This is a genomic window from Pseudoalteromonas sp. NCCP-2140, from assembly GCF_023708065.1.
Taxonomy (GTDB): domain Bacteria; phylum Pseudomonadota; class Gammaproteobacteria; order Enterobacterales; family Alteromonadaceae; genus Pseudoalteromonas.
The window spans coordinates 368,936-383,101 of sequence record NZ_BRCZ01000003.1; the positions used below are offsets into that span (position 1 = coordinate 368,936).

15 protein-coding genes are annotated in these 14,166 nt (G+C 40.5%); 12 read left to right on the plus strand and 3 right to left on the minus strand.

Annotation, left to right across the window (positions count from 1 at the left end; genetic code table 11):
- The first annotated feature begins 103 nt into the window (after positions 1–103).
- The 7 genes from NFU46_RS08315 to queG all read left to right on the plus strand — a co-directional run bounded on the left by NFU46_RS08315 (position 104) and on the right by queG (position 7,463).
- Complete coding sequence (locus NFU46_RS08315) at positions 104–952, plus strand: DUF350 domain-containing protein (RefSeq protein WP_058585883.1); 849 nt, start codon at positions 104–106, stop codon at positions 950–952.
- Between the two features lie 20 nt (positions 953–972).
- A complete protein-coding gene (locus tag NFU46_RS08320; RefSeq protein WP_251601121.1) occupies positions 973–1,791 on the plus strand; it encodes a hypothetical protein in 819 nt (272 codons plus the stop codon).
- Positions 1,781–3,307, plus strand: coding sequence for a polyamine aminopropyltransferase (locus NFU46_RS08325; protein ID WP_251601123.1), 1,527 nt, complete (start codon positions 1,781–1,783; stop codon positions 3,305–3,307). Before NFU46_RS08320 ends, NFU46_RS08325 begins: the two co-directional genes overlap by 11 nt.
- An 87-nt stretch (positions 3,308–3,394) precedes the next feature.
- The gene (locus NFU46_RS08330; RefSeq protein WP_251601125.1) at positions 3,395–4,261 is read left to right on the plus strand and encodes a DMT family transporter; all 867 of its coding nucleotides are present in this window, start codon (positions 3,395–3,397) and stop codon (positions 4,259–4,261) included.
- Complete coding sequence (locus tag NFU46_RS08335; protein ID WP_251601127.1) at positions 4,258–4,956, plus strand: glycerophosphodiester phosphodiesterase family protein; 699 nt, start codon at positions 4,258–4,260, stop codon at positions 4,954–4,956. The genes NFU46_RS08330 and NFU46_RS08335 overlap by 4 nt, the downstream gene beginning before the upstream one ends.
- An 84-nt stretch (positions 4,957–5,040) precedes the next feature.
- Positions 5,041–6,258, plus strand: a complete 1,218-nt coding sequence (locus NFU46_RS08340) for a methyl-accepting chemotaxis protein (protein ID WP_251601301.1) — start codon at positions 5,041–5,043, stop codon at positions 6,256–6,258.
- Between the two features lie 71 nt (positions 6,259–6,329).
- Entirely contained in the window at positions 6,330–7,463 is a 1,134-nt protein-coding gene (gene queG, locus NFU46_RS08345) for a tRNA epoxyqueuosine(34) reductase QueG (protein WP_251601303.1), read from the plus strand.
- Between the two features lie 20 nt (positions 7,464–7,483).
- Here queG and NFU46_RS08350 read toward each other — a convergent pair whose 3' ends face one another.
- The 3 genes from NFU46_RS08350 to NFU46_RS08360 all read right to left on the minus strand — a co-directional run bounded on the left by NFU46_RS08350 (position 7,484) and on the right by NFU46_RS08360 (position 11,216).
- Positions 7,484–8,611 carry a PleD family two-component system response regulator gene (locus tag NFU46_RS08350; protein WP_058585888.1) on the minus strand — a complete coding sequence of 376 codons (1,128 nt, stop codon included), beginning with the start codon at positions 8,609–8,611 and terminating at the stop codon, positions 7,484–7,486.
- Between the two features lie 19 nt (positions 8,612–8,630).
- Entirely contained in the window at positions 8,631–10,580 is a 1,950-nt protein-coding gene (locus NFU46_RS08355) for an ATP-binding protein (RefSeq protein ID WP_251601305.1), read from the minus strand.
- A gap of 144 nt (positions 10,581–10,724) precedes the next feature.
- Complete coding sequence (locus tag NFU46_RS08360) at positions 10,725–11,216, minus strand: GNAT family N-acetyltransferase (RefSeq protein WP_251601129.1); 492 nt, start codon at positions 11,214–11,216, stop codon at positions 10,725–10,727.
- Between the two features lie 75 nt (positions 11,217–11,291).
- On the opposite strand from NFU46_RS08360, the gene NFU46_RS08365 reads away from it, so the two are divergent.
- The 5 genes from NFU46_RS08365 (at position 11,292) to NFU46_RS08385 (ending at position 14,123) form a co-directional block, all read left to right on the plus strand.
- Positions 11,292–11,867 carry a glutathione peroxidase gene (locus tag NFU46_RS08365; RefSeq protein ID WP_054561036.1) on the plus strand — a complete coding sequence of 192 codons (576 nt, stop codon included), beginning with the start codon at positions 11,292–11,294 and terminating at the stop codon, positions 11,865–11,867.
- Between the two features lie 72 nt (positions 11,868–11,939).
- Complete coding sequence (locus tag NFU46_RS08370) at positions 11,940–12,221, plus strand: peptidylprolyl isomerase (RefSeq protein WP_054552716.1); 282 nt, start codon at positions 11,940–11,942, stop codon at positions 12,219–12,221.
- Positions 12,222–12,281: 60 nt separating this feature from the next.
- Positions 12,282–12,860, plus strand: a complete 579-nt coding sequence (locus tag NFU46_RS08375) for a glutathione S-transferase family protein (RefSeq protein ID WP_138598850.1) — start codon at positions 12,282–12,284, stop codon at positions 12,858–12,860.
- Positions 12,861–12,877: 17 nt separating this feature from the next.
- Positions 12,878–13,228 (plus strand): DUF2750 domain-containing protein, encoded by a 351-nt coding sequence (locus NFU46_RS08380; protein ID WP_054552718.1) that lies wholly within the window; start codon positions 12,878–12,880, stop codon positions 13,226–13,228.
- A gap of 217 nt (positions 13,229–13,445) precedes the next feature.
- Positions 13,446–14,123: a hypothetical protein gene (locus NFU46_RS08385; protein ID WP_062566485.1), complete on the plus strand. Its 678-nt coding sequence runs from the start codon at positions 13,446–13,448 to the stop codon at positions 14,121–14,123.
- Positions 14,124–14,166 lie beyond the last annotated feature (43 nt).

Genomic DNA, 14,166 nt, shown 5'->3' on the forward strand with positions numbered 1-14,166 from the left:
TAAGAAATTGATTAATTCTGCCAAAAATGAAGCTTTGATATTCTTTGCAACAAACACTCTGTGTTAATATTTTCGGAAAATAACAACAAGCTAACATAATTATATGGATATTAACTTAACCCACTACCTTGCAACGATGGCCTACAACAGCGCCTATATTGGTCTGTTCATTGCGATCATAGCCGTTGCAAAACTGTCGTATAACTTAGCAACCCCTTATAACACCACCAGCCAATTAACAGATAATGCCAACAGTGCCTTGGGTTTATCTATTGGCGGCTACTTAGGGGCAATTACCATTATTTATGGCTTTGTTTTAGCTGGGCCTAGCCAAGGTTTGCTAAGCGATTTGATGAATGTATCACTGTACAGTGTATTAGGTATGGTGCTGCTAACCTGCTCACGTATTTTAAATGACAAATTACTGCTACGTTTGTTCTGTAACCAAGAGCAATTAATTAACCAACAAAATGAGGCTGTTGGCTTAGTACAAGCAGCAAACTATATGGCCGCAGCACTGATCATTGGTGGCGCATTAACCGGTGAAGGCAGCTGGTTATCAGCCATAGTGTTTTATTTTTTAGGGCAACTAATGCTGATCATTTTTGCCAAAGGCTATGATCACCTCACTGCTTTTAATCTTCATGAACAGCTCGAAAAAGGTAACAAAGCCGTTGCACTTAGCTTTTCAGGCACTATGTTGGCGTTAGCTATTATCTTGTGTCATGCGCTCATTGGTGGCTTTCATACTTGGCAACAAAGCTTAAGCTTATTCTTTATTGACGCATTATTTGGCTTTTTAATTTTACCAATTGTGCGTTACCTCGTTGATAAAATTATCTTTAGCAAAATTTCACTCGACCAAGCAATGCACGACAAAAACACCGCCGTTGCGGTTATTGAAAGCAGCATTGCAATCTGTGTTGCTGTTATCATCACTATCGCTATTTAAGCTTATTTATGGAGTAATGGATGAACATCTATAAGCTTTTTATTATTGCCGCTATCACATTTGTTGTTTGCTTAGTGATACGTGCAGATCTACAAGCGCCACTTATTAGTGGCCAATATGGCAACTTTAAAGACTACGACGGACAAGACAAACCTTACCTATTTACAGTCCCAGAAGATGGCCAAATGATGCGCTTAGAAATTAAAGGCAGACTGCCTTTAAACTCTTGGAAAGCCATTGATATCGAAATTTTTGACCCTGATGGTAACTACTTATTTAGTTACTCTGATGAACTTTGGGCCGAAACCGGACACGATTCAGATGGTAAATGGACTGAGTACCGTGATTATACTCATCACGATGTCCACTTCCCTAAGAAGGGGCAATATAGCGCCTACGTCAGTAGTACGTTTGGCCCAAATAAGCGTGCCGAACATTTTAGTTATACGTTTCGTATTATCCCAATCAAAGGTAACAGTAATTTCATGCTACCGCTGTTATGGATTTCTGGCTTCATCGGCGGTGTAGCGCTATTTGTAATACTGCATCGTTTAGAAGCTGAGCGTGAAGACTCCGATATTACTTATAAACCAATCAATAAGTTAAACCCTGAAGCTATAAAAGCAATGGAATCGCGCATCTCTGTTTGGCCTATTGTGTTACTGTTTTTAGCACCCGTGCTCTTCTTTTCCTTCTTGGCATATAGCAAAGGTGACAAAGAGCAAGATTGGCAAGTTTACTCCTATCACCACCTCACGATAAGCGTTGATAAACAATTGCGTGAACAAAGTATTGGCAGTGCAGGTTTCCGTTCACGAGGCGGCCCAGGTGGTAAATAAATCAATTCGCGAAAGCCACATTTTACTGTTTAGTATTTTTGTTGCTGGCCTTTGCTCAATTATCTATGAGCTACTGATCGCAACCACTGGTGCCTACTTTTTGGGTGATAGCATCACCCAATTTTCTCTGACAATTGGCGTCTATATGGCGGCAATGGGAGTTGGCTCTTATTTTTCGCGTTTTGTGCCTGATAAGCCATTGCTGGTGTATTTTATTGGCTTTGAGTTAGCACTTGCGCTACTTGGTGGTTTGAGTGTGCCATTGCTGTATTTCTGTTATGCGTTTGGTTTACCGCTGCAAGCAATTAGTATTTTACTCACCACGCTAATAGGGATTTTGATTGGTTTAGAAATTCCGCTATTAAGTCGCCTAATGGAAAAACATTATGCGCTAAAAGCAAACCTCGCTAATGTGTTATCTATTGACTACTTTGGCGCCCTGCTTGCGACTTTACTGTTTCCTTTTCTATTTTTACCTTGGCTTGGGGTTTTTAAAACAGCCTTAAGCTTTGGCTTAATGAATCTCAGTATTGCGCTGTTATTGCTGTGGTACTTTATCGACCATATCAGCCCAAATCGTCGAAAAGTGCTTAGACTCACATTAGTTTTAGTCTGCTCAGTATTAGTGCTTTGCTTATTTGCTAGCAAACAGCTTACCCATCTTTGGCAAAGCCAAATCTACGATGACCGTGTTGTGCACTCAGAACAAACGCCCTATCAGCAAATCGTACTGACTCGTCATAAAGATGATATTCGGCTTTATTTAAACGGTGGCTTACAGTTTTCATCGATTGATGAGTATCGCTATCACGAAGCGCTTATTCACCCCGCTATGGTGCGCCATGGTAATGCCAAACGTATTCTAATTTTAGGCGGTGGCGATGGCTTAGCAGCTAGAGAGCTTTTGAAATACCCGCAAATAGAATCTATTACCCTAGTCGATTTAGACCCAGCAGTAGCTAAGCTTGCGCAAACTAATCACAACCTGACAACACTTAACAAGCACTCACTCAGTGACCCTAAAGTGACGGTTATTCATCAAGATGCTTATGTGTTTATTGAGCAAAACGAACAGCTGTTCGATATTATTTTTATTGATTTACCTGATCCAAAAGCAATCAATTTAGCACGGCTTTACAGTCAGCAGTTTTATCAACTAGTAAAAACACGACTACCAAATAACGGTATTGTAGTGACCCAGGCCACCAGCCCATTTTTTGCAAAGCAAGCATTTTGGTCTATCAATAACACACTCAGTGCAGCAGGCTTTGCGCACACCTTACCTTATCATTTGAATGTACCCTCTTTTGGCGAATGGGGCTTTGTTATGGCTTGCAACTTGATGTGCAGTAACCAACAAGTATTGCCAGTTAAAACCCGCTTTTACCGCCCAGAAAATGACGCACAATTGTTTATTTTCACGCCGGATATTAGCGCTAACAATGAAAAAGTATCGACCCTTGATGAGCCCAATGTGCTGCACTATTACTTGCAAGGGTGGAAATATTGGAACTAAACGAATGGATTAGCCCATTTGGGGAGTTTACAAAGTAAAGGATTACCGTTACAAAGAGAGTTAATAACAACAATAACAAGGTTTGTAATGCAGGCGCACAAACAGAGCCTTATATACTTACATATTGCAGTACTCCTATTTGGTGGTACTGCATTATTCGCAAAGCTAGTCAGCTTAAGTGCATTAGATATTACCGTTTACCGAACAGCAATTGCAGGCTGTGCCTTACTGATCTTACTTACAATTCAACACAAAGCGATTAAGCTTCACTCGCGTCGCGACTACCTTATAGCCTTGTTACTTGGTATCACTGTTGGAATACATTGGCTCACCTACTTCGCAGGTATGCAACTAGCAGGTATTGCAGTCGGTATGATTGCCTTTTTTACTTACCCTGTTATCACGGTATTTTTAGAGCCTTTATTTCATGGCAGTAAACCTCAGCTCAAAGATATTTTTAGCGCCTTGGTGGTAATGCTTGGTATTTATTTACTTATTCCTGATGCCAGCTTAGGCAATGATGTCACACTCGGTATTGCTATTGGTATTTTGTCAGCGTTCTTTTTTGCGTTTCGAAATATCGTTCACAAGCGTTACTTTAGCCAGTATGGCGGCCCACAAACCATGCTTTATCAAACCTGGATCGCCTGCATTATGCTGTGCGTCTTTGTCGAAGTACCGCCATTACAAGTTGATACAATAAATTGGCTGCTATTAATTACCGTAGGGGTTATTTTTACAGCAGCACCGCATTCACTGTTTGCAGCAAGCCTAAAAAACTTATCAGCTTCAACCGCTGGTTTGATATCGTGTTTGCAGCCTTTATACGGTACGTTTTTCGCTTTTTTAATTTTGCATGAGCAACCTTCAATTAGCACTCTTATTGGTGGCGCACTGGTGATTAGTGCCGCTTTTTATGAAACATGGTCAGTGACTCGTAGGTATAAGCAATGATGAAAGTATTCGCTCACAGAGGTGCCAGTGGTACCTACCCAGAAAATACTCAAAGCGCCATTATCGCAGCTGTTGATTTAGCAGTAGATGGCATCGAAATTGATGTGCAAAGCTGCCTTGATGATTACATGATTATTCACGACACTTGGCTTGATCGTACAACCTCAGGTCGCGGTAAGGTAAATGCCTGCTCAAAAGAGCAAATTCAACAATACGATGCAGGCAATGGCGAAGTTGTACCGACTTTACAGCAGGCAATCGATTGGGTTGATGATAAAACACTGCTCAATTTAGAACTTAAACATACTTTTTCGCTAGATAAATTTGTTGAGCTTATAGAATCAAATGTCAGTGCAGGAAAGATATCTCGTGATAACCTGTTAGTCTCTTCATTTGATCACCACCAACTGATGTGGCTAAAGCAAAAATTGCCGTGGGTAAAGATAGGTGCACTCACCGCTTCTATACCAATTAATTACAGTGAGTTTGCACAAAAACTCCATGCCTACAGCATTCATGTAGATAAAAACTTTATAAACCATGAGTTTGTTGCTGACGCAAAACAACGCGGCCTTCAAGTTTATGCTTACACGGTCGATAAAGTGGAAGATATCGAATTAATGCTAGAGTATGGCGTAGATGGTATTTTTACTAATTTTCCGTGTCATACACAAATGACACTGCAGTCACTGTAACTCAACAAAACTAAGCTATACTGTTGAATTATGTGACATTGAACAATAAAAAATTACGCCAAAATGAATCAACACAACACCTTAATGAGTAGCTATATGCGCATTTACAATTTTATCGAACAAACTTTCTTTTACACCCTCACACGTAAGATTGTCGGTAATTTAGGTTTTGTGTTTGCGTTTCAAGCCATTACTTTGATTTGGCTTTATAGCAGCCTGTCAGAACAGCAAGCTGGCATGGGACTATTTTGGTTAATGACCTTTGTTATCATCGCGAGCTTTATTTTTACTATTTTCTATATGCGCTTTTTAATTGTGCGCCCAGTGCAAGCAATGCGCGATACACTTGAGCAAATCAACCGCCATGATGCCGATTTATCTGCCAAGTTACCACATTTTACCTACGATGAATTTCGTGATTTAAGTGAGCAGTACAATACCTTTACAGTTCATTTAGCAAACCTATTAGCAACTACTTATCAAAGTGCACAAGCCAGTGCTGATAGCAGTTCAAAGATGACTCATTCAATGCAGCAAACCGCAGAAATGAGCCATCAGCAAATAAAATTCAGTCAAACCATTACTGATTCAAGTAACCAAATTACTTCAAGCCTTGAGAATATCTCGGCGAATACGGACAGCGTACATCAAGTAAATAATGAACACTTGAGCTTTGTGCAGCACTCAGCTACTGAGTTATCGGCACTGGTTAAAAAGGTCGCGATGATAAGCCAAATTTTGGGTAACTTCTCAGCAACAGTGTCTGGTCTGAAAGAAAACAGCGAGAACATTCGCGCCATTTTGAAAATGGTCGAAGAATTTTCGGATCAAACCAATTTACTTGCCCTCAATGCTGCAATTGAGGCGGCACGTGCCGGTGAAGCTGGCCGAGGTTTTGCTGTGGTTGCCGATGAAGTCAGATCGCTCTCAGTTAAAGTAAACGATGCAACTCGCCAGATCAGCGATTTTATTAATCAGATGAACACCCTCGTTAGCGAAACCAATAAAGAGTCTGAGCAGTTAATTAGCCACTCGAGTGAAGCTGAAACAGCGATTAGCAACACCTCAACAGGCTTTAGCAATATGCTTGGCGAATTTGAGCAAAACCAACAACAACTACAACAGATTGTCAGCGCGGTGCATTTACTAGAGCAAACCCAAATCCAGACCCATCAAACGGTTGAGCAAATTGTGGCTTTGGGTGAGCAAGCTAAGCAGCAAATTGATGAATCACTCGCTGATTGCCAACAGTCCCATAAACTGAGCCAACAAACCCAAGAGCAGTTAAAACGCTTTGTGTGATCGGCTTTTAACTGCTGCTCTGAGTCAAACTATGTTAAAGTAGCCGCTTCTTGGCTACTTTTTTATTGACCGTGACAACACCCGCTATTGATTATGAACAACTCGCACTGCAAATAAAGCAATGGGGAAAAGACCTTGGCTTTGCAGAAGTCGGGATCACTGATATTGACCTAACGAAGCATGAAGCCCAGCTACAACGATGGTTAGATTTAGGCTATCACGGTGAGATGGAATACATGGCAGCTCATGGTATGAAGCGAGCGCGCCCAGCAGAGCTGGTACCTGGCACGCAGCGAGTCATCTCAGTAAAAATGAACTACCTGCCGCCTGATGCAAGTTTTGCTAAAAACCTTAAACAAACCGACAAAGCGTACATCAGTCGCTATGCACTAGGTCGTGATTATCACAAGTTAATTCGCAACCGTTTGAAAAAATTAGGCCAACAAATAGAACAGCATATCGGCCAACTCGGTTTTCGCCCCTTTGTTGACTCAGCCCCTGTACTTGAAAGACAACTAGCCGAAAAGGCAGGCTTAGGTTGGCGTGGAAAACATAGTTTATTAATCAATAAAGAAGCGGGCTCTTGGTTTTTCTTAGGTGAGTTATTTGTTGATATACCGCTGCCTATTGATGAAGAAAATAGTTTTGAAGGCTGTGGTAAATGCGTTGCCTGTATGACGTTGTGCCCAACCGGTGCAATTGTCGAGCCTTATGTCGTTGATGCCCGTAAGTGTATTTCTTACCTAACGATTGAATTACAAGGCGCGATCCCAGAAGAATATCGTCCGCTGCTAGGCAATCGTGTTTATGGCTGTGATGATTGCCAGTTAGTGTGTCCATGGAATCGCTATGGTCAGATCACCGATGAAGCTGACTTTCACCCAAGAACACAGCTTAAAGACCAAGACTTACTGACTTTATTTGCATGGGATGAAACTACCTTTCTTAAAAATACCGAAGGCAGCCCTATACGCCGCATTGGTCACGAACGTTGGTTAAGAAATCTTGCTGTCGGCTTAGGTAATGCTGATTACAACGATCAAATAATCGAGGCTTTAGAGCAAAGGTTAACAACAGCTACAGCTTTGGTCGCTGAGCATATCGAGTGGGCACTTGATCAGCAAAAAAATAAGCGCCAGTTAAAGCTTCGTAAAACGGCGCGCTTAATTCGCATTGTTGAAAAAGGCCTACCCAGAGATGCTTGATGACTAGTTCAAGCTTTGCCCTATCGCGTTAATAATAGCGATAAGTCATTCTCAATTTCTTTAAAGGCCGCTTTAACCCCTTTTACAGACTCCTCTCGAGCCACTGAGTTCTGAATGGTTTCGTCGACCTTTTGATAGATAAACACCTCTTGGTCTTCATCTAAGCCCATGGTCGGTATGCGACTTTCTAAGTCTTCTTGAAGCCGCTTAAATACAGCTTCGTTATTGATACGGTTTTCATTTAAAAGCTCAATCAAACCTGTAAATTTGCTGTGCACCTTACCTACAGCATCATTTAACTGTTGCTGTTGCTGAAGAAGCTCTTTCTTCGTGAGAATCGCTTTTAGCTGTTGCTCTGTAACACTGACTAAAAAACAGATATGGTCTCGAATTCGACCATGCTTATCGGGGTCTTGCCCAGGCATATTTAAGATAAGCAAACTAATCATTTCATAGTTTACTAAAATCCGATTTGAGAACTCGTGCAATCGACCTTTGCTTTTCAGCATTTCAAACAGCTCGATCACAATCGGCGAGCACACACCCGACACAGAGAAATGTAATACTTCGTTATCTAATCTAAACTCCACATTACTTTGTAAATCAAACGCACCTAAACAGTTTAAAAAGGCTTTGCCGAGTTCATGTTCGTTATCTATTGAACCTATATGCTCAATATAATTAACAATTTGTCCCATTTCACTGCTGTTTGCCATGGCATTAAATGCCGTTGACGTAGCATCTTCCACTTGCTGCTCTAGCGACTCTTTTTCGATTAGCACTTGATTTAAATGTTGTAGCTTAAGCTTAAGCTCATTATGGCTAAATGGTTTAACAATGTAGTCTTCTGCACCAACAGAATAACCTTCCATGCGCTCCTCAACGGTGCCTCTGGCTGAGACAAACATCACAATAATTTTTTGCGTATTGGGATTTTCTTTGAGTTTACGACAGACATCGTAACCACTCATTTGTGGCATGCTCACATCGAGTAAAATCACTTGAGGGTCGAACTCTTCAACGACTTCTAAGCATTCTGGGCCGCTATTAACCATTTTCAGCTCAAAATCGAGATCCTCAAGGATCTCTTCAATAATTTCTAAATTAAATGGTTCATCATCAACCGCTAAAATACGTTTCAAGGCCATGATTATCTCTTCCGTTTTATTAATTCATCGATATAGACTGTTGTTCATTTGCCAAGTGTTGCGGCAAGTCTATTTCTAAGGGCAGCCGTACCAAAATAGTGGCGCCCCCGTACTCATTGTTACTTGCCGAAATAGTGCCTTGATGTAAGGCTACAAATTCCCGACAAATAGCTAATCCAAGCCCAGTGCCTCCCGCACCACTGTTGGTTTTACTGCTTTGCTCAAACTTAGCAAAAATCTTTTCAAGCTCTTGTTCAGGGATCCCTATTCCGCGGTCAATAACAGCGATTTCGGCCATCTGCTCATTCACCGCTAAACTAATATCAATTTCGCTATTCGGCTCACTAAACTTCAATGCATTACCGATCAAGTTACGCATAATTTGATTAATTTGTTCTTCGTCGCATTCAAGCACAATGCCTTGTTCAAAACCTATAGGCCGAATAGCAATACTTTTTTCAAGGGCTGTGCCCGACACATCATCAATGCTGGTTTTTATAATATTGCTTAAGTTATGCTTTTGCGGATTGAACGGGAATTTCCCGACATCGAGTTTTGATAGATCGAGTAAGTTATTTAGCAGCGATAATAATCGCTCACCACTTTGCTCAATTCTAGATAGATACTTGTTTAACTTGTCTGTACTTAAATCGTCATTAGCAACCTTATCAAGCCCAAAGCGAGCAAAGCTTAAAATAGAATGCATAGGTGTTCTAAGTTCATGAGACATGTTCGCTAAAAACTCAGATTTACTATGATTTGCCGCTTCTGCCACATTTTTAGCATGCTCTAACTGAGCAGTACGGGCTTTGACCTCTTCTTCAAGCAAATCTTTAGCTTCAACGAGTAAATCCTCTTTCTCTTTAAGATGTGTAACATTTTTAAAGATCACCGCTAGCGCAATTTCGCCGTGGTGGTCGATTTCGTTAAACGAGCCAACTAAAGGCACCTCACTGCCATTTTTCTTGAGTAGTCGTAAGTCACAACTAAATTGTCGGTTTTTACTTAAAGTCGCAATCTTATCTTTGATGCGCTCAGTTGAAGCAACATCAAAAAATTCAAAAACAGAGCAATTCTCAAACTCTTTCAGCGGTTTTTCGAAAAGCTGCTCGCAGGCGTCGTTAGTTTCTATAACCTTACCACCACGTTCAAATAGAATGATGGCATCGGGTGTGTGTTTAAAAATAACTCGAAGTAAACTGTCTTTTTCGATGAGTGCATCAACTGTATTTTGCAAACGCTCTACTAACTCAGTGTTGTGTCGCCTTAATAGTTCTGTTTGCCAAAGTTTATGTACTGATTGCAGCAGGCTATTATCATCAACCGGCTTGATGAGCACATCTTCTACCCCTTGACGAATAGCTGCTACCATCGAGACTTGATCAGGCTTAGAGGTATAAAGTAAACAACGACTATTAGGCTGACATGTTTTGAGCTTATTAAAGAGCTCAAGCCCTGTGCCATCAGTAAAAGTAAAATCACTTATGAGTAAATCAATGTTCTGCTCTTTAATAACATCCATAGCAGATGCAGTATTATCAGCTGTGAAGGTTTTAATATGTGCCCCTTTTAGGTTTAGGGCTATTTGCGCCAAACGTTCTGCGCAGTGATCAACGAGTAACACGGTAGGAAGTTGAAGAATATTATCGCTGTCGAGCTCAAGTACCCCTTCTAATAAAGAGCTAATTTCTTTATTAGCAAAGAAGGGGTAAATCACCACAGCATTAGGTAATAGGCGATTTACTTCACTAAAATGCTCTAGTAAATCACTACGCTGCGCTTTAGGCGCTAGCAGCAAGAAGTGCTCTTGTGCGAACACTCCCATTAGCGTTTTAATAACAGTGGTTGGTACACCATGAGAAGCTGCAACAAGATCAAAGTCTTGCTCTAAAACAGCATCATCAACCATTGCAAAATGTAATAGCTCAACTCGACAGCCAATCAGCTCTAGTAGCACCTTGACCCGCATTGCTAAAACACTATTGCTATCAACAATCAATATTCTTCGCACAGTAGACTAGACTCGCTTAATAATAAATACTTATTTTAGCGTAGTCTAAAATCGCAATGGGTCACAATTTGTACCGCATTTTTTTATTAGCTTTTTAGCTAATTAACTGTCTAAACGCTTTCCTAAAATGGTAAGGCTATAGGCTTTATCATCCATGATCGCAATCTCAGGAAGCTCTCCCCAGACCTTGTAATCAAAGCGATTAAACAGTTTTATACTTGGTAGGTTATGACTAAAGATAAAAGCTAATAACACCTTGATATTAAGTGTTTTTGCATGCTGTTCTGAAAATGTAAGCAATTGTTTACCTAGCCCCTTCCCTTGAGCTTGCTGGGTGATGTAAATGCTAATTTCAACGGTACCATCATAGGCAGGTCGGCCATAAAACGACTTATAACTCAGCCAAGCAAGCACTTTACCTTGTTGCTCAAAAACAAAGATAGGTCTTTTCTCTGTATGACTATCAAACCAAGCTTGTTTGTCTGCAACCGACACCTCTTCAGTATCTGCGGTTACCATACGCCCGGGGATGGTTTCGTTATAAATAGCGACTATGTCAGTTAAATCGTTTTGTATTGCTTTGCGAATCGTCATAAATAGCTGAAATTAAATGATCACTTTGCTGCATATTAGCGTATATTCATCACAAATAACTAGCGGGAAATAACTATGTATAAATATGCTTTGTTACTTGCAGCAGGTCTAATAACAACCAACCTTGCAGCACAAACTACTGAGGCTACGCCAACTGCTAAAGCAAGCAGCCAATGTGATGACTTTACCAATGTTACAATGAGAAAGTTACGCTCAAAAGAGTCAATTAACTTCTGCGAATTCAAAGACAAACCACTGCTCATTGTAAATACCGCTAGCAATTGTGGTTTTACCGGCCAGTTTGAAGGCTTAGAAGCCATTCATAAAGAATATAAAGACCAAGGCTTAGTGGTACTAGGGTTTCCATCAGATGACTTTTTCCAAGAAGAAGACGATGAAAAAGACACTGCAAAAGTATGTTTCATCAATTATGGCGTAACCTTTAATATGCTGGCTACCAGTGCCGTTCGCGGTAGCGATGCAAACCCGATATTCAAACACCTAAACGAAGCAACTAGCTCACCTAACTGGAACTTTTACAAATATTTAGTGTCTGCTGACCGTAAGACAGTGCAGCGCTTTAATAGTAAAACTAAGCCACAATCGCAAACTTTACGCGATGCAATTGAAGCTGAGCTAACTGCAAAATAAATTTAATTTTTCGTTCGGTAAATATTGAACTAAACTAGTAATTTAATACTAAAACACACATTAGGAGATGTTATGGCAGTAGCCAGTGCAAGACACATTCTCGTAGACAGTGAAGCTCACTGTTTAGATTTAAAACAGCAAATTGAGCAAGGAGCTGACTTTGCAGAGCTTGCTCGTGCTCATTCTAATTGCCCATCTGGCCAAGATGGTGGTGCATTAGGTGAGTTTGGCCCTGGCATGATGGTTCCAGAGTTCGACAAAGTCGTATTCTCTGCACCAATTAACCAAGTACAAGGCCCGGTACAAACTCAGTTTGGTTATCATCTTCTAGAAGTAACAAGCCGTACTGACTAATTAACAAATTGATTTCAAAAAGCCGCTTCACAGCGGCTTTTTTTTGCAAAGGATACCATCATGCAATTACTAGGCTCTACTACCTCACCTTTTGTGCGCCGTATTCGGATTTGGGCGACACTTAATAACCTACCTATTGATTTTGTTAATTTGGATATTTTCTCTGAGCAAGACAGACAAACCATGATAGCTCATAACCCTGCCAGAAAAATTCCTGTATTAATCGACCATGATTTTACCTTATGTGATTCCAACTCAATTATTCGCTATCTACTAGAGAAAGCTGATCAGCCGTTACTTAGCTGGCAGCAAGAGAACTACTTAACCATTATCAATGCCTGCAATGATTCACTGGTAGAAATTTTACTTTGTCAGCGTTCAGGGTTTGATACCAACAGCGACAAACTATTTTTTAATTTACAGAATGAACGAATTGTTGAAACATTAGCCTATTTAAATACTCATTTATCGGAGCCAGTATTTAAAAGCTGTGAATACCTCAACATCAGTTTATACTGCTTGTTAGATTGGATCCGCTTCCGCGAATTAACTGATTTTAGCCAACTAGAAAACTTAGTTGGTTTTTATCATAAATTCGCCGATAAAGCGGCGGTACAACAAACAGATCCACGAATATAAAGATAAGGGTTACGCAAATGAGCGATATCGAAATTGAATCAGAATTAGTTAGCTTTGTAGAAAAAGTTCGTTTGAACGAATCTATGTGGGCACTGGGTGCCGAAGATGGTGGTTTTGTTGTCTGTGAATCAAACCAATTTAGCGACACAGATGTGCTATTACTTTGGGGTACTGAAGACGCTGCAAAAGCACAATGTAAAGATGAGTGGCAAGACTATACCCCTGTTGAAATTGGCCTAGACGAATTTCTTGATGAGTGGGTTGAAGACCTTAACGAAGATGATGCGCTTGTTGGTTTAAACTGGAACGATGATCAAGTATGCGTTGAAATCGAACCGGTTGGTTTAGCTAAAGCTCTTTGCGATTAATCGCAATCCTTAAGCTTATAACGACACGGCCGTATTTATGGCAGTGTCGTTAAGCTGGAAACTTGATACTTATATTGATTTTAACAATAGAACCACTATTACTTGCAATCAATGCCTTGCCTAAATCGCTTTTAATTCCAACTGAAGCTCGCATCTTGAGGTGGTTTGGGTATATCAGTTATACTCTTCGACACATCTTTATTATCAAGGTATTAGGTTGAAGTCCCATCTTGGTCGTAGGCCCTTTTCGGCCATGGAATTACATACCCTGTATAATGGTTACATTTATGGTGATCAGCGTTTAGCACGTGAACAAGCTAAGCATTGGCACTTTTGGCTGCCTTTATTTGCCTATTACACCGGTGCCTACAGCGATGAAATTGGCCATTTAACCCTTGATAATATTGTCACCCTTGATGGAATTCGCTGCTTTGATTTTCATACACATGGCAAGATAAAACCCCGCTATGTGCCTATCCACAATGCATTACTCGATGCAGGACTTGACCAATACTTAGGCTATTTAAATGAGCAAAATCAGCAACGACTGATGTTTGATTTACCCGCTAAATCTGGTCGCTACAGCGAAAAAGTACGTATTTGGTTTTCGGGTGAAGGTGAACGTGCTGGTTATTTACAAAAGTGCGCTATTCCTACTGTTGATCAGCAAGGTATGAAAACCGCGATAAGCAGCTTACGGCTCAACTTTGAACAACAAGTGCGAATTCATGCACTGCAAGCCAACTGCAAAGACGCCTTTAACTACTTGCTTGGTTTTAAAGATTTCAACGAGCAACGCTTTGCTGATATGCAGTTATTAAATACCGTGCTGCAAAACATACGACAAATAAACCCGCAACTGCATTGGCAGCGTTTCATTGACCGCCATAATTAACTGACAAACTTTGTTACTAACTATTTATTACTGTTCAAATTAA

Excerpts from the sequence above, each read along its gene's own strand:
- NFU46_RS08315 (WP_058585883.1), top strand. The coding sequence starts at position 104 with ATGGATATTAACTTAACCCACTACCTTGCAACGATGGCCTACAACAGC.
- NFU46_RS08375 (WP_138598850.1), top strand. The coding sequence starts at position 12,282 with ATGCAATTACTAGGCTCTACTACCTCACCTTTTGTGCGCCGTATTCGG.
- NFU46_RS08380 (WP_054552718.1), top strand. The coding sequence starts at position 12,878 with ATGAGCGATATCGAAATTGAATCAGAATTAGTTAGCTTTGTAGAAAAA.
- NFU46_RS08355 (WP_251601305.1), bottom strand. The coding sequence starts at position 10,580 with ATGCGGGTCAAGGTGCTACTAGAGCTGATTGGCTGTCGAGTTGAGCTA.
- NFU46_RS08330 (WP_251601125.1), top strand. The coding sequence starts at position 3,395 with ATGCAGGCGCACAAACAGAGCCTTATATACTTACATATTGCAGTACTC.
- NFU46_RS08350 (WP_058585888.1), bottom strand. The coding sequence starts at position 8,611 with ATGGCCTTGAAACGTATTTTAGCGGTTGATGATGAACCATTTAATTTA.
- NFU46_RS08340 (WP_251601301.1), top strand. The coding sequence starts at position 5,041 with ATGAGTAGCTATATGCGCATTTACAATTTTATCGAACAAACTTTCTTT.
- NFU46_RS08335 (WP_251601127.1), top strand. The coding sequence starts at position 4,258 with ATGATGAAAGTATTCGCTCACAGAGGTGCCAGTGGTACCTACCCAGAA.
- NFU46_RS08360 (WP_251601129.1), bottom strand. The coding sequence starts at position 11,216 with ATGACGATTCGCAAAGCAATACAAAACGATTTAACTGACATAGTCGCT.
- NFU46_RS08370 (WP_054552716.1), top strand. The coding sequence starts at position 11,940 with ATGGCAGTAGCCAGTGCAAGACACATTCTCGTAGACAGTGAAGCTCAC.
- NFU46_RS08320 (WP_251601121.1), top strand. The coding sequence starts at position 973 with ATGAACATCTATAAGCTTTTTATTATTGCCGCTATCACATTTGTTGTT.
- NFU46_RS08365 (WP_054561036.1), top strand. The coding sequence starts at position 11,292 with ATGTATAAATATGCTTTGTTACTTGCAGCAGGTCTAATAACAACCAAC.